The organism is Clostridium sp. HBUAS56017 (genome assembly GCF_007115085.1).
In the GTDB taxonomy this organism is placed as follows: Bacteria; Bacillota; Clostridia; order Clostridiales; family Clostridiaceae; genus Clostridium; species Clostridium cibarium.
Genome location: NZ_SULK01000004.1, coordinates 19,229 through 44,018 on the forward strand (window position 1 = coordinate 19,229; position 24,790 = coordinate 44,018).

General features: G+C 29.4%; 26 protein-coding genes. 9 read left to right on the forward strand and 17 right to left on the reverse strand.

Annotated features, from left to right (window positions below; translation table 11 throughout):
* Window positions 1-126: 126 nt before the first annotated feature.
* Both FAY47_RS05275 and FAY47_RS21135 read right to left on the reverse strand, forming a co-directional pair.
* Window positions 127-1,479, reverse strand: coding sequence for an FAD-dependent oxidoreductase (locus FAY47_RS05275; RefSeq protein WP_143315402.1), 1,353 nt, complete (start codon window positions 1,477-1,479; stop codon window positions 127-129).
* A 222-nt stretch (window positions 1,480-1,701) separates the two neighbouring features.
* Window positions 1,702-1,827 carry a hypothetical protein gene (locus FAY47_RS21135; RefSeq protein ID WP_279232035.1) on the reverse strand — a complete coding sequence of 42 codons (126 nt, stop codon included), beginning with the start codon at window positions 1,825-1,827 and terminating at the stop codon, window positions 1,702-1,704.
* Between the two features lie 196 nt (window positions 1,828-2,023).
* Between FAY47_RS21135 and FAY47_RS05280 the strand changes: the two genes are divergently transcribed.
* The gene (locus FAY47_RS05280) at window positions 2,024-2,512 is read left to right on the forward strand and encodes a MarR family winged helix-turn-helix transcriptional regulator (protein ID WP_143315403.1); all 489 of its coding nucleotides are present in this window, start codon (window positions 2,024-2,026) and stop codon (window positions 2,510-2,512) included.
* Window positions 2,496-3,812 carry an acyl-CoA thioester hydrolase/BAAT C-terminal domain-containing protein gene (locus FAY47_RS05285; protein WP_143315404.1) on the forward strand — a complete coding sequence of 439 codons (1,317 nt, stop codon included), beginning with the start codon at window positions 2,496-2,498 and terminating at the stop codon, window positions 3,810-3,812. The genes FAY47_RS05280 and FAY47_RS05285 overlap by 17 nt, the downstream gene beginning before the upstream one ends.
* A 216-nt stretch (window positions 3,813-4,028) precedes the next feature.
* Here FAY47_RS05285 and FAY47_RS05290 read toward each other — a convergent pair whose 3' ends face one another.
* From FAY47_RS05290 to FAY47_RS05310, 5 genes are all read right to left on the reverse strand, one after another.
* Window positions 4,029-4,655: an HAD family hydrolase gene (locus FAY47_RS05290; RefSeq protein ID WP_143315730.1), complete on the reverse strand. Its 627-nt coding sequence runs from the start codon at window positions 4,653-4,655 to the stop codon at window positions 4,029-4,031.
* 143 nt (window positions 4,656-4,798) lie between these two features.
* Window positions 4,799-5,854, reverse strand: coding sequence for an aldose epimerase family protein (locus tag FAY47_RS05295; RefSeq protein ID WP_185966732.1), 1,056 nt, complete (start codon window positions 5,852-5,854; stop codon window positions 4,799-4,801).
* Entirely contained in the window at window positions 5,854-7,359 is a 1,506-nt protein-coding gene (gene galT / locus FAY47_RS05300) for a UDP-glucose--hexose-1-phosphate uridylyltransferase (RefSeq protein ID WP_143315405.1), read from the reverse strand. The genes FAY47_RS05295 and galT overlap by 1 nt, the downstream gene beginning before the upstream one ends.
* Window positions 7,360-7,371: 12 nt before the next feature.
* Entirely contained in the window at window positions 7,372-8,361 is a 990-nt protein-coding gene (gene galE / locus FAY47_RS05305; protein ID WP_143315406.1) for a UDP-glucose 4-epimerase GalE, read from the reverse strand.
* Window positions 8,361-9,530 carry a galactokinase gene (locus tag FAY47_RS05310; protein ID WP_207706221.1) on the reverse strand — a complete coding sequence of 390 codons (1,170 nt, stop codon included), beginning with the start codon at window positions 9,528-9,530 and terminating at the stop codon, window positions 8,361-8,363. Before FAY47_RS05310 ends, galE begins: the two co-directional genes overlap by 1 nt.
* A 275-nt stretch (window positions 9,531-9,805) precedes the next feature.
* Here FAY47_RS05310 and FAY47_RS05315 point away from each other — a divergent pair, with 275 nt between their 5' ends.
* Complete coding sequence (locus FAY47_RS05315; RefSeq protein WP_143315407.1) at window positions 9,806-10,270, forward strand: pyridoxamine 5'-phosphate oxidase family protein; 465 nt, start codon at window positions 9,806-9,808, stop codon at window positions 10,268-10,270.
* Between the two features lie 172 nt (window positions 10,271-10,442).
* Here FAY47_RS05315 and FAY47_RS05320 read toward each other — a convergent pair whose 3' ends face one another.
* From FAY47_RS05320 to FAY47_RS05330, 3 genes are all read right to left on the reverse strand, one after another.
* Window positions 10,443-11,432, reverse strand: a complete 990-nt coding sequence (locus FAY47_RS05320) for a LacI family DNA-binding transcriptional regulator (protein ID WP_143315408.1) — start codon at window positions 11,430-11,432, stop codon at window positions 10,443-10,445.
* Window positions 11,433-11,573: 141 nt separating this feature from the next.
* On the reverse strand, window positions 11,574-12,284 hold the full coding sequence (locus tag FAY47_RS05325) for an alpha/beta hydrolase (RefSeq protein WP_143315409.1): 711 nt from the start codon (window positions 12,282-12,284) through the stop codon (window positions 11,574-11,576).
* A 160-nt stretch (window positions 12,285-12,444) separates the two neighbouring features.
* A complete protein-coding gene (locus FAY47_RS05330) occupies window positions 12,445-14,442 on the reverse strand; it encodes an FAD-dependent oxidoreductase (RefSeq protein WP_143315410.1) in 1,998 nt (665 codons plus the stop codon).
* A 199-nt stretch (window positions 14,443-14,641) separates the two neighbouring features.
* On the opposite strand from FAY47_RS05330, the gene FAY47_RS05335 reads away from it, so the two are divergent.
* Complete coding sequence (locus FAY47_RS05335) at window positions 14,642-15,235, forward strand: TetR/AcrR family transcriptional regulator (protein WP_143315411.1); 594 nt, start codon at window positions 14,642-14,644, stop codon at window positions 15,233-15,235.
* A 167-nt stretch (window positions 15,236-15,402) separates the two neighbouring features.
* Here the strand turns inward: FAY47_RS05335 and FAY47_RS05340 are convergent, their stop codons facing one another.
* Together FAY47_RS05340 and FAY47_RS05345 are read right to left on the reverse strand one after the other, a co-directional pair.
* Entirely contained in the window at window positions 15,403-16,596 is a 1,194-nt protein-coding gene (locus FAY47_RS05340; RefSeq protein WP_143315417.1) for an SGNH/GDSL hydrolase family protein, read from the reverse strand.
* 149 nt (window positions 16,597-16,745) lie between these two features.
* Window positions 16,746-17,531, reverse strand: coding sequence for an HAD family hydrolase (locus tag FAY47_RS05345; protein WP_143315424.1), 786 nt, complete (start codon window positions 17,529-17,531; stop codon window positions 16,746-16,748).
* 149 nt (window positions 17,532-17,680) lie between these two features.
* Between FAY47_RS05345 and FAY47_RS05350 the strand changes: the two genes are divergently transcribed.
* Window positions 17,681-18,445: a DeoR/GlpR family DNA-binding transcription regulator gene (locus tag FAY47_RS05350; RefSeq protein ID WP_143315426.1), complete on the forward strand. Its 765-nt coding sequence runs from the start codon at window positions 17,681-17,683 to the stop codon at window positions 18,443-18,445.
* Between the two features lie 174 nt (window positions 18,446-18,619).
* Here FAY47_RS05350 and FAY47_RS05355 read toward each other — a convergent pair whose 3' ends face one another.
* Window positions 18,620-19,531 carry a PhzF family isomerase gene (locus tag FAY47_RS05355; RefSeq protein ID WP_143315429.1) on the reverse strand — a complete coding sequence of 304 codons (912 nt, stop codon included), beginning with the start codon at window positions 19,529-19,531 and terminating at the stop codon, window positions 18,620-18,622.
* A 238-nt stretch (window positions 19,532-19,769) separates the two neighbouring features.
* On the opposite strand from FAY47_RS05355, the gene FAY47_RS05360 reads away from it, so the two are divergent.
* Window positions 19,770-19,946, forward strand: a complete 177-nt coding sequence (locus FAY47_RS05360; protein ID WP_143315431.1) for an HTH domain-containing protein — start codon at window positions 19,770-19,772, stop codon at window positions 19,944-19,946.
* Window positions 19,947-20,017: 71 nt separating this feature from the next.
* Here FAY47_RS05360 and FAY47_RS21140 read toward each other — a convergent pair whose 3' ends face one another.
* The 4 genes from FAY47_RS21140 to FAY47_RS05375 all read right to left on the reverse strand — a co-directional run bounded on the left by FAY47_RS21140 (window position 20,018) and on the right by FAY47_RS05375 (window position 23,016).
* Entirely contained in the window at window positions 20,018-20,146 is a 129-nt protein-coding gene (locus tag FAY47_RS21140) for a hypothetical protein (protein WP_279232036.1), read from the reverse strand.
* Window positions 20,147-20,306: 160 nt separating this feature from the next.
* Window positions 20,307-20,639 carry a hypothetical protein gene (locus tag FAY47_RS05365; protein ID WP_143315433.1) on the reverse strand — a complete coding sequence of 111 codons (333 nt, stop codon included), beginning with the start codon at window positions 20,637-20,639 and terminating at the stop codon, window positions 20,307-20,309.
* A 232-nt stretch (window positions 20,640-20,871) separates the two neighbouring features.
* The gene (locus FAY47_RS05370; RefSeq protein ID WP_143315435.1) at window positions 20,872-22,203 is read right to left on the reverse strand and encodes a right-handed parallel beta-helix repeat-containing protein; all 1,332 of its coding nucleotides are present in this window, start codon (window positions 22,201-22,203) and stop codon (window positions 20,872-20,874) included.
* A 291-nt stretch (window positions 22,204-22,494) separates the two neighbouring features.
* Window positions 22,495-23,016, reverse strand: a complete 522-nt coding sequence (locus FAY47_RS05375) for an HAD-IIIA family hydrolase (protein ID WP_143315438.1) — start codon at window positions 23,014-23,016, stop codon at window positions 22,495-22,497.
* Window positions 23,017-23,144: 128 nt separating this feature from the next.
* Between FAY47_RS05375 and FAY47_RS05380 the strand changes: the two genes are divergently transcribed.
* The 3 genes from FAY47_RS05380 to FAY47_RS05390 all read left to right on the forward strand — a co-directional run bounded on the left by FAY47_RS05380 (window position 23,145) and on the right by FAY47_RS05390 (window position 24,784).
* A complete protein-coding gene (locus tag FAY47_RS05380) occupies window positions 23,145-23,570 on the forward strand; it encodes a hypothetical protein (RefSeq protein WP_143315440.1) in 426 nt (141 codons plus the stop codon).
* Between the two features lie 208 nt (window positions 23,571-23,778).
* Window positions 23,779-24,111 (forward strand): PadR family transcriptional regulator, encoded by a 333-nt coding sequence (locus FAY47_RS05385; RefSeq protein WP_143315441.1) that lies wholly within the window; start codon window positions 23,779-23,781, stop codon window positions 24,109-24,111.
* Window positions 24,104-24,784 carry a hypothetical protein gene (locus FAY47_RS05390; protein ID WP_143315446.1) on the forward strand — a complete coding sequence of 227 codons (681 nt, stop codon included), beginning with the start codon at window positions 24,104-24,106 and terminating at the stop codon, window positions 24,782-24,784. The genes FAY47_RS05385 and FAY47_RS05390 overlap by 8 nt, the downstream gene beginning before the upstream one ends.
* The last annotated feature ends 6 nt before the right edge of the window (window positions 24,785-24,790 follow it).

Below are 24,790 nucleotides of genomic sequence, written 5' to 3' on the forward strand. Positions count from 1 at the left end.
CCCTTGTACTTATTGTTAATATACGAAAATACTTCTACAATTATAGCACCAGAGGAATATACTAGCAATTATACCGAGACAATTATTACATTTACTGCGTCCACTTCACATCCATTAATCAATTTTTTATTTAACTGTTATAGATTGTGGAAACTTAATGATTTGTTGTGGATCATATTTCCTTTTTATCTCTTTTAATTTTTCTAAATTTCCACCATAATATTCTTTTTCATACTCTTCTAATTCTGCACATGGGAAATTAATATATGATCCTTTTGTAATTTCTTTTATGTATTTTACCTTTTCTTTCACAAATTCCACATTTTCTAAGGCATACTTAGGATCTTCCCATACTGATTGGAAACCCATTATGAATTTCGCATCTCTATAATAAAATGCTGTATCCCTCTTCCCCCTATCCTTAACTGCTCCACCTAATCCATATAGTGATACAGCTGTATATGTTGATCCTTCTGCTCTATCCTTTACTAGATTTATGATATTTTTCATGTCAGCTTCAGAATAATCATCATACACAAATCTTCCTGAAGATTTATACTTTTCGTAAGGTGGATGACTATCTTGAATTATTCTGTTTACTTCTAATACAGTCGTATAATTCAAATCATAAATTTCATTTTTAGAAATACCTTTAAAGGATTGTAAAATCAAATCTGCTTCTTCCCTACTACCATAAAATATTCCTGTGATACGAAGTCCATGGCCTTTTTCTTTTGAATTGTAAATACCCATTTTTAAATTTATTCTTCTATCTAAGTCTTTATAAAGTTTTTGCCACTTCTTAAATCCTTTTATAATTTCGTGAAACTTTGTATTTCTACAATCTATATCTATTAATGTTGCCATTTTAATCTTTTTAGGAAGCTTAAATGTCATGCTAGTTATTACCCCAAAGTTTCCTCCACCAGCTCCTCTAAGAGCCCAAAAAAGATCATTATTACAGTCTTCTGTAGCAACTATTATTTTCCCTTCATAATCAATCATTTCGGCTTCAGTTAGACTATCTGCTGCTAATCCAAATAATCTACTTGAGTAGCCCCAACCACCTCCTAGAACCAAACCTGAAACTCCAACAGTTGGACATCCTCCCCCTGGAAATGGATATTCTCTCCTTCCTAAAGCTTCATATAGTTCTCTATTTCTAACTCCACCTTGTATTCTTACTATATTTTTTTCTTCATCTACAATAATCTCATTCATCTTACTTATATCTATAACTACTACATCATTTCCTGTTGAATAGCCTTCGTAATGATGTCTTCCTGATCTTATCCTTATTTCTAAAGAATTTTTCTTGGCCCATCCTATGGCACTTATAATGTCTTTTTTATTTTTACAAAAAACAATTACTAAAGGATATTTTTGAATTGCCCTATTCCACGACTTTCTATCTTCTTCATAATTGAAATCTTCTCTTGTTGTAATTTCTCCAGTTAGACCACTATAATCAAACTTCATACTTCTCTCACCTCTTTTATTTATTTTCAACTTAACTCAATATATTAGAGAAATTATACTATACAAGCACAATTATATACAATATTACTATGAAGATGTATGTACACTTTTTTAAATAAAAGATCATATATAAAATTAAAACTAGTAGAAAACCTTATGCTTAACGCTTAATTTTTCTACTAGTTAATTTTTTTATAATGATTTCAACTTACTTAAGTACTATTATTTTTCAGCTCTTGGAATGCCTTTTGTTGGTTTATGCATATCTCCATCTAATCCTCTTTCATTAGCTGTGCCAGTATTAGTTGGTTCATCAAGGCTCCTTTTTTTTGATTTATTCTCTACCATCTTTATCACCTCATGTAGTAGTTTTTCTAATTAACTGAGTTTATATTCATATACTCAATTATTGTATCATTATTTAATTTTTTCTTTACTAAGCAACCAAGCTGAATAAAAATGTTTATTTTACTTTTAAGGAAAAAAGTAGTATATTAAAAAAATAGACAACATATTAACTATTCTGAACTAAGGAGATGCAAAAATGAACAAATATTATATACAGCAAATTTTTTCAACGATTTTCTATTTGTCAAATAAAATTCAAGTACAAGGTGATAAGCTAGACAAAAGAATAACTGTACGACAGTGGATGGTACTTTTAACGATTTTACATTTACCAGAAAACAATGCATCATACAGCCGCATAGCAGATAAGATGGGATGTACAAAACAGAATGTAAAACACATTATTGATAGTTTGCAAAAAAAGAACTATGTTATTTTGGAAAAGAACGAAAAAGATAAACGTGCCATAAATATCAAGATAACAACAGAATGTTCAGAAATCATGAAAGAATATTATAAAAACGGAGATAAGTATCTTAAAAATATCTTTTCCAATTTTGAAGAAAAAGAACTAAAAACCTTATGGGAATCCCTAAAGAAAATAGCCAATTACGATGGAAGTAATTGGACTGGCTATGAAGAAATCGTTAATATAGGAGGAAAACCTAATGAAAAACAATTGTAAAATAAGTATTCTTCCAGAAGTATCAAGAACAGATGAACCTGTAAATATAAAACTAAGCGGACTTCTTAAAAATGAAAAAGTGACTATTCGTGCTCTAAGTAATGACTATTATTGTATAAATGCTTCCATATTTGATGTAGGAGATAAATCAATATGGGAATCTTATGCAACCTTTGTAGCAGATGAAAATGGAAATATAGATTTAGAAAATGCTCAGCCCATTGAAGGAACATATGAAAATATAAATAACATGGGGCTTTTCTATTCCATGAGTGTGAAAAAAAACATAAAAGCTAATGTACCTACAAAATTAAGTGATATAGGTGAAAACAGAAGTTACACTATTACCTTTCAAGTAGAGAATAATGGTGTAGTCATTGTATCCAAAGAACATAAAAGGATTTATTGTGATTCAAATATTAGAAGTGTAGATATAATAGAAAACAACCTTTTAGCAAGATATTTTACTACAAAAGATAATACACCCAAGCCTGCAGTAATTATTTTAAGCGGAAGTGATGGTAGAATCGAAAAGGCACAAGCAATTGCTGAACTTTTTGCAATGCATGGATATTCAGCGCTGGCTCTATCTTACTTTGCTCTTGAAGGAACCAATGTTAGTCTAAGTTGTATTAATCTTGAATGTGTTGAAAATGCAATAAATTGGTTAAAAAAACAAGATACCGTAATTAAAAATAAGATTGGAATTTACGGTAGATCCAAAGGCGGTGAAATGGCTTTACTTGCTGCATCTATGTTTAAAGACATAAGTTGTGTTATTGCTAATACACCTAGCTGTTATATTTATGAAGGTTTAAAAACTAATAAATTTCCTTCTAAACATTCATCATGGATGTATAAAGGAAATGAAATTCCTTATATAAAGTTTACTTTCTCTATTTTACTTAAAACACTTATTAAAATGATGTTAAGAGATAAAGAAGGAATAGCATGGATGTACAGTAAACTTATTGATAAAGGAAATATTAACGAAGCTACAATTCCAGTAGAGAAAATACACGGACCAATTTTAATGGTTTCATCTTCAAAAGATAAAATTTGGCCTTCTAAAATTCACTGCAAAACAATTGTAAAATTACTAAAAAAATCTAACTTTAAATATGAATATAAACATATTTCTTATGAAAAATCAGGCCACATGCTAACAATTCCTTATCAATCTATATATCCTTCAAATAAATATCCAGATGACATTGATAGTTATGGAGAAGCAAATGTTAACTGCTGGAATGAAACTATAAGTTTTTTAGATAAATGGTTACAATTAAATTTAAAATAAGACATGGTATAAAAAGTTATTCTTATTTTCAATAATACCTGTTATTAAAAAGAGCACTCACCTGTCTAATAATAATGATTTTATCTCTCAAAGCAGCATTTTACCAGCATATTCTGAAGAATATTACCATACTAGAATAAATATTCTTCAGAATATTGCCATATAAATAAATTATGGTAGCTATTCTTAACAATGTTGTTCTCACTAATCTATAGCTTACATTACTAAATATAATATTTCTTCAAAATTATCAATAACATAATCATATTCTTGAACATTTCCAAAGCCATATCTTGCATACACAAATGGAATTTCCGCCACTTTTGCTGACTCTGCATCTCCATTAGTATCCCCTACATAAATTGGGTTTTTTAACCCATTTCTTTCTATTATAATTTTATTGTTTTCTCCTTTAGATAGTCCTGTCACTCCTGAACATTCAAAATCAATAAAATATTTATTTAATTTATGTGCTTTAAAGAAACATTGTATATAGCCGTCTTGACAATTGCTAACTATAAACAACTTATATTTCTCTGATAACTTTTTTAATGTCTCCTCTAACTTAGGATACAACATTCCACCATGTTCTCCTAAATAAACTTGTTCTGTTTCACAACATTCTTTCATTAACTTCATTTGAAATTCTTCCTCTAAATTTGGAAACAACTTTTTGCCTATTTCATTTATTTGAAGCCCCATGCATCCTTCCATATCTTTAGGTGTTACTACCTTTGTTACATTGGGGTAATTTGCTAATATTGTTTTCCATGCACCACAAACTCCTTCTATGGCATTCCAAAGAGTTCCATCTAAATCAAAAATAATACTATCAATATTCATTTTTATTTTCATAGCACAAACACTTCCTTTCTCTAATCAACTTTAACAATAAATAACAATTACAATTTTACCTCTTATATTTCGGATTGTCTAAAAGAAAATGGGGCAATACTAAAAAGTACTAACCCATGTTAATATATAACCTACCTAGTTAAAAACTTATAAACTGTTGTATGCTTATATTTCTCTCCAGCCTTTAATATAGGTGATGGAAAATGTTTATGCTTTAAGGCATTAGGAAAATATTGAGTTTCTAAAGCTAATGCTGAGTGCTTTCTGTATATGGCATTATCTGTGCAATTCTCATGTTCATCAAGGAAGTTTCCAGTATATAATTGAATTCCTGGTTTTGTTGTGTAAACTTCCATAGCTCTTCCACTAGCTTCATCGAAAAGTTCTGCTGCTTTTTCTGGTGTCTTCCCACTTACATTAAGAACCCAATTATGATCATATCCGTTTCCAAGTTTTATTTGTTCATAGTCACTAAATATTCCATCTTCAATAGCTTTCTCTTCTCTAAGATCTAAAGGAGTTTCCTCCACACTTCTTATTTCACCTGTTGGAACACATTCATTATTTATTGCAGTAAATTTATCTGCATTAATCATAATCTTATGTTTTAGAATACTTCCTGATGCATGACCTGACAAATTGAAATATGAATGGCTTGTTAAATTCACTACTGTATCTTTATCTGATACTGCAAAATAATCTATCTCTAGTGAATTTTCATCAGTTAACCTATATATAACTTTAACATTTAAGTTTCCTGGAAATCCTTCTTCCCCATCTTTACTTAGATAAGAAAGTTCAAGGTATTCATCATCTTCATTTTGTACTATATTTGCATCCCATAAAGCTTTGTGAAATCCCTTAAATCCTCCATGGTGATGATTGTTTCCTTCATTTTTACTTAGGTTATAAATCTCACCATTAATTTCAAAAGCTGCCCCTTCTATTCTATTTGCATGTCTTCCTACGATTGCCCCTAGATAAGGCTCATTTTTAAGATAACCCTCCAGTTTGTCGTAGCCTAATACAATATCATCAAGTTTCCCATTTCTATCAGGTGTTATTATAGAAATTACTACACCTCCAAAGTTTGATATTTTAACTGTCATCTCTTTATTACTTAAAGTAAAAATATCAACGTCTTTTCCTTCTGGTGTCTTTCCATAAAACTCTCTTTTAATCCCCACTATAACACCTCTTTTTCAGTATTTAAGTAATTAATAAATCTCTTAAGACCTTCTTTTCCTTCTTCATTTCTTTTATATACCCCAGCATCTTCAAGAACTCTTAAGAACTTATATCCTACTTCTTTATCTAAAATAATTTGAACAGTTTCTAATGTTATTTCATTTTTATATTTTTCTTTTAATTCATCAGCCCACTTAATGTGATATTCAGCTATTGAATTTTCTTCCCCTAGAAGATATTTCTTAACTTCCTGTAATTCAGTTTTAAGTCTAGCTGGTAAAACTGCAAGTCCCATTACTTCTATTAATCCGATGTTTTCCTTTTTAATATGTTGTACATCTTCATGTGGATGGAAAATTCCTAGTGGATGTTCTTCACTTGTTCTATTGTTACGCAGTACTAAATCTACCTCATAAAAATCTCCTCTTTTTCTTGCAATAGGAGTTATTGTATTATGAGGAATATCCTCTGTAAATGCAAACACTCCACTCTCTTCATCAGAGTATCCTCTCCACTTATTTAAAATATAATCTGATGCTTCTACTAATGATCCTATATTTTCACCTCTTAATCTCATTACTGATAAAGGCCATTTTACAACTGAAAATCTTATATCCTCATAACCATTTACTTTAAATGAAAAATCATCTTCTGATTTTGCCATGGGGAACTCATAAGCTCCACCTTGGTAGTGATCATGGGTTAATATGGAGCCTCCTACTATAGGAAGATCTGCATTTGAACCTACAAAATAGTGTGGAAATTTTTCTATAAATCTAAGTAACCTTTCAAATGCATCTCTATTAATCTTCATATCTCTATGATCTTTACATAGAACTATGCAGTGCTCATTGTAATAAGAATAAGGAGAATACTGTAAGTACCAATCTTCACCTAACAAATCTAAAGGAATTATTCTATGGTTTGAACGTGCAGGTTGATTTATTCTTCCAACATATCCTTCGTTTTCAACACATAGCAAACATTTTGGATAGTTTGTACTTTTAACTTCTTTTGCTTTTGCTATATCCTTTGGATTTTTTTCAGGCTTAGAAAGGTTTATTGTTATATCTAAATCTCCATATTCTGTTCCAACTTTATAGCTAATATTTTTTGCTATTCTCTTGGTTTGAATATAGTTATTATTTTTACTTAATTCATAAAAATAATTTGTTGCTTTAACTGGGCTTTCATCATACTTTTTATAAAAATTTCTTATAACTTCCGAAGGCTTACTCATAAAGCAATTCATAATTTTAGATGCTAATATATCTTTTTCATCTGATAAGTCTTCAATTATATTATTTTCTGTTGCAAAATCAACTAACTCATCTAAAATATCAGGTATAGTTTCTTCACTTAAATCAATTGTTTTCTTTTCTATATCTTTTAAATTAAATAAATCCATAACTTGATTTGTACAATATATCTCATCTTGTTTTTCAATTAAATCACTTTTTATAGCTTTTGCAACTAACAATTGAATTTTATCTTGTAGTTCCATAGTAATCCCTCCTTAATCGTTAAAGCCATTTGGGTTATTCTTATGCCAATTCCAAGCATCTTGAATTATCTTTTCAACTGATGTTTTACTTGGAGCCCATCCTAAAATTTCTCTAGCTTTTTTAGATGCTGCAATTAATTTACTTGGATCCCCTGCTCTTCTTTCACCTAATACTGTTGGTATTTGATGTCCAGTTACTTTTCTAGCTACTTCTATTATTTCTTTTACTGAGAATCCAGTACTACTTCCAAGGTTAAATACATTACTTGTATTATTTTTCACTAGATATTTAAGAGCTAAAATATGTGCATCTACAAGATCTTCTACATGAATATAATCTCTTACACATGTTCCATCTTCAGTGTCATAATCCTCTCCATAAATAGTAATAGCTTCTCTCTTTCCTAGAGGTACTTGCAAAACTAAAGGAATTAAATGAGTTTCTGGAGTATGATCTTCTCCTATTTTTGCACTTTCTTTAGCACCTGCTACATTGAAATATCTTAAAGCTACATATTTTATTCCATAAGCTGTATCACACCATTTCATCATCTTTTCCATCATTAACTTAGATTCACCATAAGCATTAGTTGGAGAAGTTTCTGCATCTTCAGTTATTGGAATCTGTTTTGGCTCTCCATAAGTAGCTGCAGTAGATGAAAATACAATATACTTAACGTTAAATTCATTCATAGCTGATAACAAAACTTCTGTACCATATACATTATTATCAAAATATTTAATAGGATTAGTCATTGATTCACCAACAAGGGAATTTGCTGCAAAATGCATTACTCCTTCAATCTTTTCTTTTGAAAATACTCCTCTTAAGAATTCAATATCTCTTATATCTCCTTCATAAAACTTTGCACCTTCTGCAATTGCATCTTTATGTCCAGTTTGAAGATTATCTATAACTATAACATCATAGCCATTTTCAATAAGTTTGCTTGTTGCATGGGAACCTATATATCCAGCTCCCCCAAGAACTAAAACACTCATTAAATTACCTCCTTAGCGCCATCACCAATATTTGCAATATAAAAATCTGCCTTATATCCTATTTCATTTAAGTAAGTATTTGATAAGTTTTCTATAAACTTATCTGTAGAATCCTTTTTAACTATAGCTATAGCGCAACCACCAAAACCAGCTCCAGTCATTCTTGCACCAAGGATCCCTTCTTGCTTCCACGCTGTTTCAGCTAAAGTATCTAGTTCTTTTCCTGTTACTTCATAATCATTCTTTAATGAAATATGAGATTGATTAATAAGTTCTCCAAATGCTTTTAAGTTACCTTTATTAAGTTCTTCTGTTGCTTTTACTGTTCTTATATTTTCATAAACAGCATGTTTAGCTCTCTTTAATATAACTTCATCCTTTATTAGATATTTATATTTTTCAAAAGTTTCAGCATCTAATTCTCCTAAAGCATTAATCTTAAGCTCCTTTTGTAAAATCGCTAAAGCTTCTTCACATTCTGCTCTTCTTTCATTATATTTTGAATCTGCAAGTTCACGTCTCTTATTTGTGTTCATTATTATAATGTTGTAATCATCTAACTTTACTGGTGCATATGAATATTCTAATGTATTGCAATCAAGTAAAATTGCACAATCTTTTTTACCCATTCCTATCGCAAATTGATCCATTATTCCACTATTAACACCTATATAATTGTTTTCCACAGCTTTTCCTGTTTTTATTAAGTCTATAGTATCAACATCAAAATTAAACATATTTTTTAGTAAAACTCCAGTTACAAGTTCAATAGAAGCAGATGATGAAAGGCCAGCTCCATTTGGTATTTCTCCATAAAATAAAATATCCATACCTTTATCTATTTTATATCCACTCTTTTCTAAAGTTTGAATCATACCTTTAACATAGTTTGTCCAATTATCTTCTTTTTTGTAATCTAAATCATCTAGACTAACTTCTCTAACTCCTAGGCTATCAAAATTCATGGAATATAATGAGCACTTGTTGCTGTTATTAAAACTTGCTACTGCATATGTTCCTAAAGTGATTGAACAAGGAAATACATGCCCTCCATTATAATCTGTGTGTTCTCCAATAAGATTTATTCTACCTGGCGCAAAGAAAAATCTTTCAGGGCTCTTTGCGAAAACGCTTTCAAATTTGGTTCTTAACATGTCTATAGTGTTCATAACTTTCACCCTCCAATAAATAATTTATATATCAATTATAAATCGATTTCAGTAAAATTTCAATTATTTTTTACTAAAACTTTATTGCTTTTTTACTAAAGTTTCTAAAAATAAAAAAGCCATTATTGACCTCTCTAATATAATAATGATTAAAATTTTTTATTTAATAACTCAAGCGGTAACTTATGTTAAATATTTGTATTTATTCATATATATGTTGTATAATTCAATAAAGTCATACAATATATATTTGAGTTTGAAAGGATAAAAATATAATGAATTATTTCGAAGAAAGTCTTAATATTATGAAAGAACTATATGGTCATGATGTTGCAATGCCACTTGCTACTGTTAATAATGGAGAGGCCAATATAAGGACGGTCAATGCTTATTATAAAGATAAGTCCTTCTATATCACAACATATGCTTTAAGTAATAAAATGAAAGAAATTGTGTCAAATCCTTATGTAGCTCTTAACCATAATCTTTTTGTTGCCCACGGAATAGGGAAAAATATCGGGAATCCTCTAGATGAAAATAATAAAGACATTCGTGAAGATTTGAGAAAAGTTTTCTGTGCCTTTTATGATAAACACGTAAACGAAAATGACATTAACACCTGCATTTTAAAGATAGATTTAAGCGATGCTATCGTCTTCGCCAATAATTATAAATATACAATAGATTTTAATAATGAAGCCTCTTCAAGGGAAAAGTGTGTTATTGATATAGTTTTTTAGTAAGAATCAAAGCTTACTCACGTAATATTATCATTTTCGCAGTAGTATCAAGTATAGCCTATATAGGAATATATATTTTGAGAATATACTCCATTTTATGATTCATTCTTCTTATAAATTTAAGGAAAGCCCATTGGCTTTCCTTAAATTCAATACAATATTAAAGTCTATTTTAAAAAGAACTATTTCTAATAACTAACTCCGTTGATAGGCTGACCTTTTTAGCTATAGTTCTTCCGTTAATTCTCTCTACTAATAGCTCTACTGCAGTTTCCCCCATATTTTCAGTATATACCTTTACTGAACTTAGTGGCGGATTTAAATATTGAGCTACACTTATATCATTAGCACCAATTATATTAACTCTATTAGGCACTTCTACTGCCTGTTCTGTAAGTGCTCTTAATGCCCCAATTGCCATAGTATCATTTGCTACAAAAAAAGCTGTTGGCAACTCTTCTTTTAATTCAAGTATCGCTTTTTTCATTAGATTATATCCATCATCCACAGTAAATTTACCTATGTATATATTTTTTTCATTATATAGCTTAAGCTTTTTCAAATAGTTTTTAAAGGTTATTCCTCGTACATCTTCAACATAATCACTATTATCTTTAAAAAACTCTGTCCCACCAATATATCCAATGTTTTTATGCCCATTTTTAATATAATGATCAATTACATTCTTTGTTGCTAATTCAAAATTTGTAACAACAGAGTCAAAAATATTTTCATTTGGAGAATAATCAACAAAAATAACATTAGAATCCTCGCTAGCAAATCTAGCTATTTCATCTTTACTAAACTTTCCAACAGCTATGATATTTTGTATATTTTCATCCTTTATTTCAGAAACATTATCTTGAGTATACATTGCAACACCAAAGTTTAATTCTTTACACTTTTTTTCTATTCCAAGTCTTATTGATAAATAATACAAATCATTTAACTCTTCTTCTTCTGTGTACCACTTAACTATGGCAACTCTATTGTTGCTCTTCTTTTTAGTAATATGTTTATCATAAGAAAGTTCTGATGCAATTTCAAAAATTTTCTTTTTAGTTTCGTTACTTGTTGATATAGTTGGGTCATAATTAAGTACTCTTGAAACAGTAGAAATTGACACCCCAGCTCTTTCAGCAATATCTTTGATCGTTGCCATGTTTAACCTCCAATTATTCTATATTTCTCTTAATTTCTCTTATCTTTAGTAAAATTTTAATTTTATTTTACTAAAAAGTCAATTAATATTTGACGATCTAACCTTATTCATTAATACACCTTACTTTTATATGCATTATATTTATTTGTTTATTATACGCTTTTTGATCCACTGTTTAAAAAATATCAATTGTTTTTCAGTATGAAAATAATGCTCTCCCTGTTCATATACTTCTAAACCACAGTTAAATTGTTCTGCAAATTTTGATACAACATCTAATTCACACAAATTATCCTTTGATCCATATAGAATTGACGTTTCATTATTCCAATTAGTTATAGGATGTTCCTTTACATAGCAGTAATAATCCCAATATAATGTTTCTCCAATAGGTGTTGAAATCTCCTTTTTAGCCTTTAATTGCTCTTCATTTACATTAAACCATGTCATCATATTATTTATTATACGTTTCATATCTACTACAGGCGAAAGGAATAAAGACTGCTTTATTGGTTCATTATTATATGCTAACAAACTAAAATATGCTCCCATGCTACAAGCAAATATACTTATATTATTTGATAATGATTTTGCATAATTCATAATAACATTAAGATCTTCAACACAGTTTTGAACTTTACAAAGATAAGGTTCATCCTTGCGGTCACCATGCTCAGGCAAATCAAAACTAAGCACCTGATAGCCTTTTTCTACTGCCTCTTCTGCAAATATAACAATAACATCATCTGCCTTATTTGACATATTACCATGCACCGCTATAAATAACTTATCTGAATTCTCTCCCCACAAGATAGCAGGAATATTTTTTATTTTTATATCCTGTTTTTTCATCATAAACTCCTCTTTATTTCTATATTAACATTATATTGTTCATGTTTATTAATTACAATAATCCCAGATAAACCATAAAACAAAAACACTTAATTCTATATAAATAAAATGAGCCATTTTCACAAAGAAAATGGCTCATTTAATACTTATTTATTTAAAATTATATGTTTCTTGCAACTTCGTATGCATTCCATATTGCATACATAATATTTTGTACTTGACTTGCATCTCCAATTAAATGAACTTTTGGCATTTCAAATTTGATGTCATTATATAAACTTTTTTCTGAAACATAGCCTATACAAACTATAGCAGAATCAGCTTCTATAACTTCTTCTTTATCTCCTGATTTTAAGATAAATCCATTATCTGTTGCTCCAATTACAGAAGTGTTTAATCTAAGATCAATATCCTTAAAGTTAACTAAATCTTTAAGCATATCCTCGTTAGCGTGACATAATGGTCCACCAACTTTTAATATTCCATCTTGTAATTCTACAAGGGTAACTTTTTTACCTTTATCAGCTAACCATAAAGCTGTTTCACATCCAACAAGCCCTGCTCCTATAATAACTGTTGATTCTCCAGCTTCTTCTTTTCCTAAAAGTACATCTTCTGCAGTAAATACTTTTTTAGAATTATCTATGTTAAGAGTTCTTGGAGTAGAACCTGTAGCTAATATAATTTCATCAGCTTTTAATTCTTTTAACATCTCTTTTGTAACTGTTGTATTATAATGAACTTCTACATTTAAGTCTTTTAATTCATTAGTATACCATTTAGCTAGAGCTCTATCATCATCTTTAAAATCAGGTACTCCACCTGGTATTATGTTTCCACCAAGTCTATCTGTTTTTTCAAACAATGTTACTTTATGACCTCTAATTGCACAAACTCTTGCTGATTCAAGACCTGCTACTCCCCCACCTACTATTACAACTGATTTTTTTACTTCAGCAGGTTTTAATCCATATTCATTCTCTCTTCCACAAGCTGGATTAACAGCACAAGATATTGTTGCATATGATGCAAGTCTTCCCATACATCCTTCTTGACAAGAAAGACATGGTCTTACTTTATCATATTCATCAGCTAATATTTTATTAGGAATTTCTGCATCTGCAAGTAATGGTCTTCCAAGAGCTATCATATCAGTCTTTCCATCTGCTATAGCACTGCTAGCTAGTTCTGGATCTTCCATTCTTCCTGCAGTTATAACTGGAACCTTAAGAACATTCTTTAAGATTTCATTATAAGGTATATATAATCCTTTTTCTTGATACATTGGCGGATGACTCCAATACCATGAATCATATGAGCCTACATCTCCATTAAAAGCATCATATCCTGCTTCTTCAAGAATTTTTGCTGCTTCTATACCTTCTTCTATATCTCTACCCTTTTCTTCAAATTCTTCTCCTGGTAGAGCTCCTTGCTTCCAATCTTTTATAAAACTTTTAATGCTATAACGTAAAGAAACTGGGAAATCTTGTCCACAACTTTCCTTAATAGCTTGTACTATTTCTATAGCAAATCTTAATCTATTTTTTAAACTTCCACCATATTCATCTGTTCTATTGTTAAAGAATGAAATTGCAAATTGATCTAAAAGATATCCTTCATGAACTGCATGAATTTCTACTCCATCAAATCCTGCCTTTTTTGCAATAGCAGCTGATTCAGCAAATTTTCTAACATATGTTTTTATCTCTTCAACAGTCAGTTCTCTACAAGTAACACCTTCAATCCATCTATGTGGAATAGGTGATGGAGCTACAGCTGTTCTTCCTACTATTGAAGGTATACTAACTCTTCCAAATCCAGCTGATAATTGAAGAAATATTTTAGCACCATGAGCATGAACTCTTTCAGTCATTAATTTTCCTGTCTTAACAAAATTAAGAGGATTTAATGTAGGACATGGCATTGATGGTAGAGCACACTTCTCGATATCGTTTTCGACCATAGTAACACCAGTCATAATAAGTCCAGTACCACCCTTTGCTCTCTCAACATAATACTCTACTCCGCGCTCATTGTAAGTTCCATCTGCATCACATAACCCGCCTGGTCCCATAGGCGCCATTACAAATCTGTTCTTAATTTCTAACTTACCAATTTTTATTGGCTCATAAAGATTTTGATATTTTGCTTTCATTTTAGAACCCTCCATCCATAATTAACATTTTTTCATAAGTAAATTCACTGAATCAATTCACTGAACAATTTCATTATAATTTCTTTGATATATTTTTGTCAATCTGTTTTGTTTAAATAATATCAAGATATTGTTTTATTTGACAAAAAAACTTTATGAAATATAATTAACTTTAGAATATTTTTTAGAGGAGAAATATATGAAAAATCAAGGACTAACCAGTCGTCAGTTACAAGCACAAAAGACTAAAAATAAACTTTATAAGATTTCAATTGAATTACTTGAAAAGCAAGGATATGAAAAATTAAAAATTGAAGATATATGCAAGAAAGCCGGTGTATCTGTAGGTTCTTTTTATAATTATTTTAACTCAAAGAATGATATACTTATAGAAGTATATAAACGAGCTGATAATTACTTCGAAAATGAAGTAAAAAATAATCTTACAAGTACTAATAATTTAGATAAAATAATTGAATTCTTTGATTACTATGGAAAATATAACGATATAGTTGGTATTGATATAATGAAACAATTATATAATTCTAGCAATAAAATATTTCCTCAAAAAGGAAGACTCATGCAAGTCTTGCTCAAAGAAATTATACTTGAAGGACAAAGCAAGAATGAAATATCATCAAATATGACACCTGAAGAAATATGTGATTATCTTTTTATTTCAGCTAGAGGCCTTATTTATGACTGGTGCCTCCACGATGGCACTTATAACATAGTTGAAGCTATGCATAAATATATTTCATTACTTATTACTATATTTAAAGCTAATAATTAATTTAGAACTATACTCGCATTATTACAAATTATTCATTTCATTTCTCATGCTTTTATAGTAGACACTATATATATTTATACTAAATAATAAAAATCGCAAATTCATCTTTGAAAATGCGATTTTTACTATTTACTTTATTATATCTCTATCTGAGCTTTCAGATAAACTTAGTTTTTCCATCCTAAATCCTTTTGAATTTGAGAAGCAAGTTGATTTGCCATAAGTTCATGTGTTTTCACACTAGGATGCCAATCTTCCCCTAAACCATTTGCAAAATCTTGTGCTGGGAATTCAATAAAATGAACTTTATTATCTCCAGAAGCTTCTTTTGAAGTAGCTATTTGACTTATATAGTCCCTTGCACTATTAAGATTATCCCCACCAAGCATAGGTCCTACTGCACAGTAAATATCAGCCTTTGGATAATCTGTACGCACTTTATTTACAAGTCTTGTATATGCGTTTGTAAATGCAACTTTATCTGGAACTCCTATGCTGTAGTCATTAGTACAAATATTTATAACTACAACTTGTGGAACCCAATTTTTAGAATCCCATTTTAAAGTTTTGTCATATGGTAATACTTGATCTACTAAATCTGGCATTACATCTGTAGTATCTCCCCCATAATTACGAATTACTCCTTTTCCTGACCAACAAATAGTCATTGGATCTGCTCCTAAAAGCTTAGCTGTCAAAGCTCCATAAGCTAAAGATGCATTTTCATTTTTAGTTGTAAATGTTTGATACTGGCTTGTTCCCTCATTTCCATAACCACAAGTAATTGAATCACCAATAAACATTATACGTCTTGAAGAAGCTGCTGGAGGAGAAGATAACTTTCCATTTGAAACCTTGAATCCTAAAAATTGAGCCTCTCCTACATTAGCTTCTGTCCTTTTAACTAATTCTATAGTATGCTTCTTTTTGCTCAAACCAGATGCTAACACGATAGGTGATGTTGTTGTAGGTGTAACATTAATAGGTTTCTGATTTACTCCATCAACTATTACATTAAACCAGTTATCTCCTGATGATTTTAAATTTACACTTATCCCAGTTCCACTGAAATTAGCTTTTATAGTAGTGTCACTCCATGCAAACTTTGGCCCAGCAGAATCTCTTGTATCAAAACGACCAACAAAAAGAGCCCGTGATTTTGACTTCTTATCGTTTAGATTTTGAGAATTAATCTCTGGCAAATTATTAAAGGTTGATTGACTAAAATTATACACAGTACTAGAGTATTCTTTATTTTGTTTCAACTCATTTATACCATTAGTTGTAGATGCTTTTACCATTGGTGTAAAACTAATTAATGCCATAGACATGGCTAGTAAAAAAGTAATCTTTTTTTTCATGTTAGTTCCCCCTCGTCTTTATTATTTACATCTACATTATATATATTTTTAATCTTTGAACATGCAAAATGTCGTAAACTATTCACTATTTCTCATAAATAAAAGAGAATCTTGTTTAAAGAAATATAACATCTCATATTACATACAAATTATAATATAAACTTTTCTATTTCTAGTGCTACTCCATCATTTTGTACTGTATCTGTAATTTTTTTTGCATAACTTTTAACATAATCATCGGCATTTCCCATGGCTATTCCACATCCCACTGTTGATAACATTTCTATGTCATTTTTTCCATCACCAAAAGCATAACTATTTTCTATAGGAATACCTAAGTACTCTAACGCCCTTAAAATTCCTGATGCTTTTGAATTTGTTTTTGAGTATAACTCAAATAAGCCTCCATCTTCATTATGAATATAATCAAGCTTACCTTCTATTAAAGATGAACAATATTCTATTCCACTTTTATCATTGCATACCATTTCAATTTTATATATATCCACCTCTTCAAGATTGTAATCATCTTGTAGATATTTTTTAGGTATGCTATAAGAATCATATATGGAATGTAATTTTTTATATTCATCTTTAATATATGAGTATATTTCCCCTTGCAATATATATTCAATATTATTTCTTTCAAAGTTAATTACTAACTCTTTTATAAGCTCTTTATCAATAGGTTCTTTATATATACACCTATCTTTAATTTTTACATATGCTCCATTGGTAAGTACAAAACCATCAAATCCAAAATCATATAAAGCGTCATTTAAAAATGCATATGGTCTCCCTGTTGCTATAAAAACATAATTTCCTTTTTGTTGCAATTTGCGTATAGCTCTTTTCACTTTATCAGTAATATCTGTAATTCCATTTAAACAATCCATTAAAGTTCCATCAATATCAAAAAATATTGCCTTTTTCATAATTTTACCTTCCCCCCTGCTCCTATTATCATTCATTACTATTTATTATTATTTATTACCATTATAAGCCATTATTTCTTATAGTTCAATTGCTTTTTAATTTAATTATTGCTAAAATAAAACTAAATGAGAATGAATTGGAGGAAACTATGTTTATTGAAGAAAGATACAAACATATATTAGACTTATTAGAAAAGGACGGAAAAGTATTAGTAAAAGATCTAAGTTCACAATTTCAAGTAAGTGAAAGTATGATCAGAAAAGACCTTCAAGTTTTAGAGAAAAACAACTTACTACAACGTACTTATGGTGGCGCTATTAATATAAAACGTACTTTAGTAAATAGCGAAAGTTTCTCCAAGCGAGTTGAAAAAGATATGGATTTGAAAAAAATCATCGCTCAAAAATCCTATAATCTAATAAAAGATGACGATACAGTTTTTTTAGATGCATCAAGTATTTCATATATTATTGCCAAACTAATTTTACAAAATAATAAGAATATCACATTAATTACAAACATGGTTGAAATATCATCAATAATCAAATTAGATTCAACTACACATATTATTTTTATAGGTGGAGATTATAATTATATTGTAGGTGGAAATGTAGGCTCTCACTCTAATGAACAGATAATGCTTTATCGATGTAATAAAGCATTTATAGGCTGTACTGGAATAGATCTTCAAGATGGCAGTGTTACTACTTGTGAATCTGAAGATGCTGGAACTAAAAAGGCTATAATGAAAATTTCTAAAGAATTATTTCTAATGGCACCAAATGAAAGATTTAATCTAGATGGAATTTTCAACTTTTCAAATATATCAGATTTTCATAGTATAATTACAGAAACTGCGCCTAATAATACTATAACTACTTTACTTAATCAATATGATGTAAATTTAATTTAAAGCTATACTAAAGCTTTTTTAAGATACATAATTCTATTAGAATTAATTTTACAATTGAAACTCTTATAGATTCTTTAAAATCTAAATAGGCGAAATGGAAGTTTTTGGTATAAAGTAAGAGAACACCTAGGAAGGTGTTCTCTTACTTTATAATTTAATTATATATTAATCAAATCAATCCTCTAGTGTTAACTGGGATTTAAATACTATTACAGCATTACCAGACACTTTCACTTCCACAGGTTCTTTATCTTCTATCTTTACCTCAACTTCAATGATACCTGCTCTACCTATAGCTTCCCCTTGTTTAGCCTTAAATTTAAATGTAGAATTATCATGCTCTACAAGATTATAATGAACAAGATATGCACCTAAAGGCCCATTTGCATTACCTGTAACAGGATCTTCATTAATACCTATTGCCGGTGCAAACATTCTCCCATGTATTAAAATATCCTTATCTTCTGAATCTACTGTGAAGACATAATATCCATTACAATTAATAATTTTGCTTAGCTTTGAAAGGGCATTATAATTGGGCTGCAATTTATTTAAGGTTTCAATACTTTTTATACCTACCATAACTTTAGAATGACCAGTTGAGACAATCTGTACTTCATAATCTTCTAGTAAATCACTATTTTCTATACTTAATGCTGCTAAAAGCTCTTCCTTATTTGCACCGTCAATAATATCTCCAAATTCAATTTTTCCTTGAGTCATAATAATTTTATAATCTTCATTTTCCTTTACGATGTCTACAGGCAAAATTCCAGCACCTGTCTTATGATAAACTCTTGAAGTGTTAAGACTATTTTCAATGACCCTAGCATAATGAGCAGCAATTGTAGCATGTCCGCAAATAGGCACTTCATTTGATGGAGTAAAAAAGCGCACATGGGCATCGTACTCATCACTATCTGAAGAGAAAATAAAAGCTGTCTCTGAATTATTAAGCTCCCTAGCTATTTTTTGCATTTCGTAATCCGTTAATCCATCTGCATTAGTTATTACACCTGCTGGATTACCAGTGAATTTTTCCTTTGTAAATGAATCTATTTGATATAAATTAAATTTTCTTGCCATAACTCCCCTCCGTAACACGCCATATATTATATTCTAACTATACCATATTATGTATTATGAATAACATAAAATAACATAAAATAATATTCAAAAAATAGTTTTATAAATTTAACATGACGGCACACTAGTTTATATTAATAGAAAATAATTATTTTTTAATAAAAATTACAAAAACTCTTGTAGTTAAAATAAAAATTTGTCATAATGGTAGAATAATTATAGAAAGGATGTGATTTAGATGGACTTACAAGAAAAAATACTTGAATTACTTGCTAAAGAAGACGCTATGAAATCAGGAGAAATTGCTGAAGCTCTCGGAGTTGATAAAAAAGATGTAGATAAAGCTATTAAACAGCTTAAAGCTGATGAAAAGATAATATCTCCAAAAAGGTGTTTTTACTCTGTAAACAAGTAATATCCCAAACTGATTACAGTAATAAAAGTGGCAGTAAATCCTAGAATAACGGATTTACTGCCACTTCTATCTTATCTAGCTTTTTTCTCTTGTTTAAAAGTCCTTTCGATGCTCTCACACACCTCTTTAAGAGGACATCCTTTACAGTTCCTTATTATTTGTTCATCTAAAAGTGTACAAACAATATCATCATTTATCAATTTCCTACACCCCTTTTATAAATTTATTATTCATAAAAGATATATTCATTTTCCCCAAAATATCCAAAAAATAATGAAACTTTTTACAAAAAACTTTTATAAAGCAATCTTTAACTTCTTCATAGCCTTAAGTAATATATTAAAAAACAATTACTATATACTAAATACAACCTATTAAATCACTTTTATTTTCAAATCCAAACTCATAATTTTCTATTCTCCATTCCCCATTATAAATAGACTCGACTCTTAAATAATTGTTAGCTTTGCCAACTTTAATGATAAATATATTTCTTCTTGATAACTCATAACTATTAAAATAATTTATAACAAATCTACTAAAAAACCTTTTTTCATCCTTAGTTAATCTATTGTATCCATCAACTTGATTAAGTTTTATATCATGAATATAAAACAAATCTTCAAGTGTTCTTAACTTATAATCCTTTAACCCTCTTTCCTCATATAATCTTTCTAATCTAAACTTATTCAAAATTCTCACTCCCTTCCCATATCTCTCATCAAATCTAGCTTATAATTTCCATTAGATATATTTCCCCTATAAGATAATTATAACCAATATTTTACATATTGCGCAAGAACTTTCTGGAATATTTGTTAATTTTTGTTGCAAATATGCAATTCCTATACTTAATAAAAAAAGGTTTGATTCCACTTAAATATGGATATCAAACCTTTAATATATAACTTATAGTTTATAGTCATTAATTCCAAAAACTGAAATTCATAGCTGTTGGAACTTTTTTAGCTGTAATTTCGTTTCTCATCTTAGCTATGGCTGCATCAACTTCTGCTCTTATAGCTTTTTGTTTTGCTGCATCTACAATTGCTATATTTCCACCCTTTGGTGCTTTTAAACTCTTTACTGAAAATGCTTGTACATTTGTAAATGTTCCAGCTTTCATTAGATCAAGAACATAGTCTCCACCTTTATTTCCAAATGCCATACCATTAACTAAATCAATTGTACCAGTTCCATTATTTTCATCAAAACCTTTTGACTTATTATCAAAAGCTAGACAGTTTTTCATCTTTCTTAAACCACTTGTTTGAGCTCCATATTTTGATGATCCTGAACCCATCTTAAATCCATTTCCATTTCCACTACACTTACCAACAGTTAAATCCTTATCTGTTTGAAGTCCATTTGCTTTATCATATGCTCCAGTAAAAATAGTTGGATCTCCATTGTGATATGCTACACAATATTCATATGTTACATCACTATCTTCTATAGCAAAACTATCCCAAGCATCATCTGAGTTTTCAGCTGATACACAGTGCGAGAATACATTACCTGTTCCAAGGAAAAGTTTCGCTGCAAATCCATCAGCATTTCCACCCTTTGTTAATGGGTCAAAGTTTCTATAAGCTACGCAACCTGTTACTATATTATTGCTTGGACGTACATGAATCCCTGCCTCTTCAAGTCCATTACTACCTGAGATTTGAAGTCCTGCATCACCATTATAGTTAAATGCACAGTTAATTATTTTATTATCATCAGGTTTTCCTGTTACTTGCTTAGCAGCTGGTATTGTACTATTATAATTTGGTTTTATAAGCATACCATTATCATATGCATTTTCTACTGTAATACCTTGAATTGTATAATTACCTCCACTTATTCTAACACCTGCATATCCATCCCCAGTTTTCTTAGGACTTGCTTTTTTAGCTGCTTCTCTAAATGAAGTAAAATCTAAAACTGGAGAATATCCATCTGCTGCCTTAATTGTAATGCCTGAATTCACTTTATCTAGTACAAGTTGGCTTGTACAATCAAGAGTATTTGTTGCAATTTCAATTGTTTGACCAGCAGTTGCAGATGCAACAGCTGCTTTCAATTCATCAAAAGACTTAACTGTAATAACATTTGCAGTTTTTACTGCCCCTACTTTTGTTGCTTGAATAGTATTAGCTGTGTAAGCACTTACATTATTATCCCCTGAGAAATAAGAAACAGACAAAGTCATAGCTACAACCATAGCTGAAACAGTAACCTTTGATAGTATCATCTTTAATTTTTTTGACATAGAAACATCTCCTCTTTAATTATTAAGTATTTTAAATTAATAATTTTGTATACATCTTTAAATGCACACATATGTTTACGTTTTCAATAAAATTTTAATATATTAGTATTTTTTTGTAAATATCCTTTTCTTTAAATTGTATTTTTTATTCTTAAAGTAATTAATTGTCATTAGGTTTCTCTTTTTGCGACATCTTTTTAATGTTTTAAGATTTTTCTTCTCACTTCTTGTATACACTCAATATAAAAAATAAAAGCATACTGAGTTTTTACAAACTAGTATACCTATTATTTATATGATCCACTTAACTGCATCTAATAAGTTCTCTGCATAATAATCTATATTAACATTAGAGAACTTTAATCTAAGTAAATCAAAATCATCTTTTCCATTACCTGTTTTAACTAAAATTTTCTTTACTCCACCATTATGAGCAGCTAGCATATCTCTCCAAGAGTCTCCAATAACAATGCATTTCTTTAAATCTAAATTATATTCTTTTGAAGCTCTATATAACATACCTGCTTTAGGTTTTCTGCACTCACAGTTCATTTCATCAGTATGTGGACATATATATGCATCATCAAGACCAAAAGAAATTAATTGCTTATAAAATTCTTCTTCTGAAGAATTTCCACTTGATATCCCAGGTTGATTAGAAAATCCAAAAACTTTAAAACCAAATTCCTTTAACAGTTTAATTGCTTCTAGTGTAAATTTATATACTTCAAAATCTTTTGGATACACTATATCCCCAGATCCTCCAATGGTTCCATCCCTATCTATAAAAACTGCTTTAAAACTTTTTGTCATAAAATACACCTCATTCTTATTGATTAAAATATATGAATTTATTACTGACTGATTAAATATAATTAATTATGCATGAAAATGCTTAAAATTTTCATGAGTATTATTAATATGTAAAAGGAGAATTCATTATGTCACAAGTTATTGATTCTAAGACTGAAAAACATACTTATGGTACATTGTTCTTAAAAGAAACGGTAACTACAACACTCACTCTTCTTTATACTGGAAGTACAACCACCTACGGACTTAATTACGATTCCAAGTTTTCAGGCATAAAAGACGGTCATGTTCAAGGAGGCCCAATTTCTGTTTCTGACAATATTACAGTTGTAGTTAATGCTAATCCAAAGGTAACCGTTATAATTAGCGAATTCAACAATAACATTGAAAATCATTATATTTCCTTACATGTTATTATAAAAGTAGACATTCCTATAATAGGAGAAGAAACTATTTATGATCAGACACTTGGTGGAAAATACAATCCTGATAAAACTGGATGGGAAGTTGCTCTTTCAAATGTACAAACAAAACTAGAAAATTCTTTGAAATAAAATATTTATATCAAGACGATATTTATTTTATAGTATATCATAAATAAGATTAAAGCTTAGTTTATTATTTTCTTATATAAACTAAGCTTCTTAAATATTTTACGTTAAATAATTATTCTGCTAGATTATTTTTTTCTCGCTACTTTACAATGCAACCTAGTAGGACTATAATAAAATCACTAGGTTGTATTATAAGGTAGGTGAAAATATGGCAAATACTTCACAATTACTAAAGGGTGTACTAGAGGGTTGCATCCTCAAGGTTATTAAGAATAGAGAAACTTACGGTTATGAGCTTTACAATATAATGAAAGACTATGGATTTGAAAATATATCTGAAGGAACTCTTCATCCTTTACTGATAAGACTTGAAAAGAATGGACTCATAAAATCAGAATTAAGGGACTCCCCTTTTGGTCCCAAGCGAAAATATTTTTCACTAACAGAAAAGGGTAAAAGCGAGCTTGAAGAATTTGATACTTCTTGGAATGATATAGTAACCACTGTAAGGAATATATGGGAGGATAATAAAAATGAGTAGTATGAAAGAATTAATTAATGGTTTAAATAAATCAAAAGAAAATTTATCTGAAAGTAACAGAAAAATATTTGATGGAATAATAATTTATATTAGGTGCTCTAACATTAAAACAAGAGATGCAGAGGAATTTCTTCAACAAACACTAGATAATTTTATCTCTGCTGAACATCAAAATATTTCTATAGAAAGTTATTTAGGTACAAGTGATATAAAAGGTTATTGCAAAGAAATTGTAGATACTTACAAATCTACTTATAATAAACTTAGCCTTATGGTTCAATATATATGCTATGCTGCTTTAGGACTAACAATACTTTTGTCAATATCATACCTTTCACAAAATATCCAAGCTATATTAAAAAACGGTTTATCTAGTTTTAGCTTAAATATGCTTATTACTCCTATTATAGTTCTAGCATTAATTCTAGTTATCCCTCTAACGCTAGCTGCAATCACATGGGCAAAGCACAAAAGTTTTAAAGAATATACAAAAAAGCAATCTATTATTGAATTTTTTGTAATGTGGTTTATTATGGTGTTATTTATAGGTGCTTTAGTATTAGTCGGATTATTATTAAAAAAGGTAGTACTTTTTTCAATTCCAATATATATTTTACTTCCTATTTTAATACTAATTTATTTCATAAGTAACCATCTTCTAGAAAAGCAATAATAAATT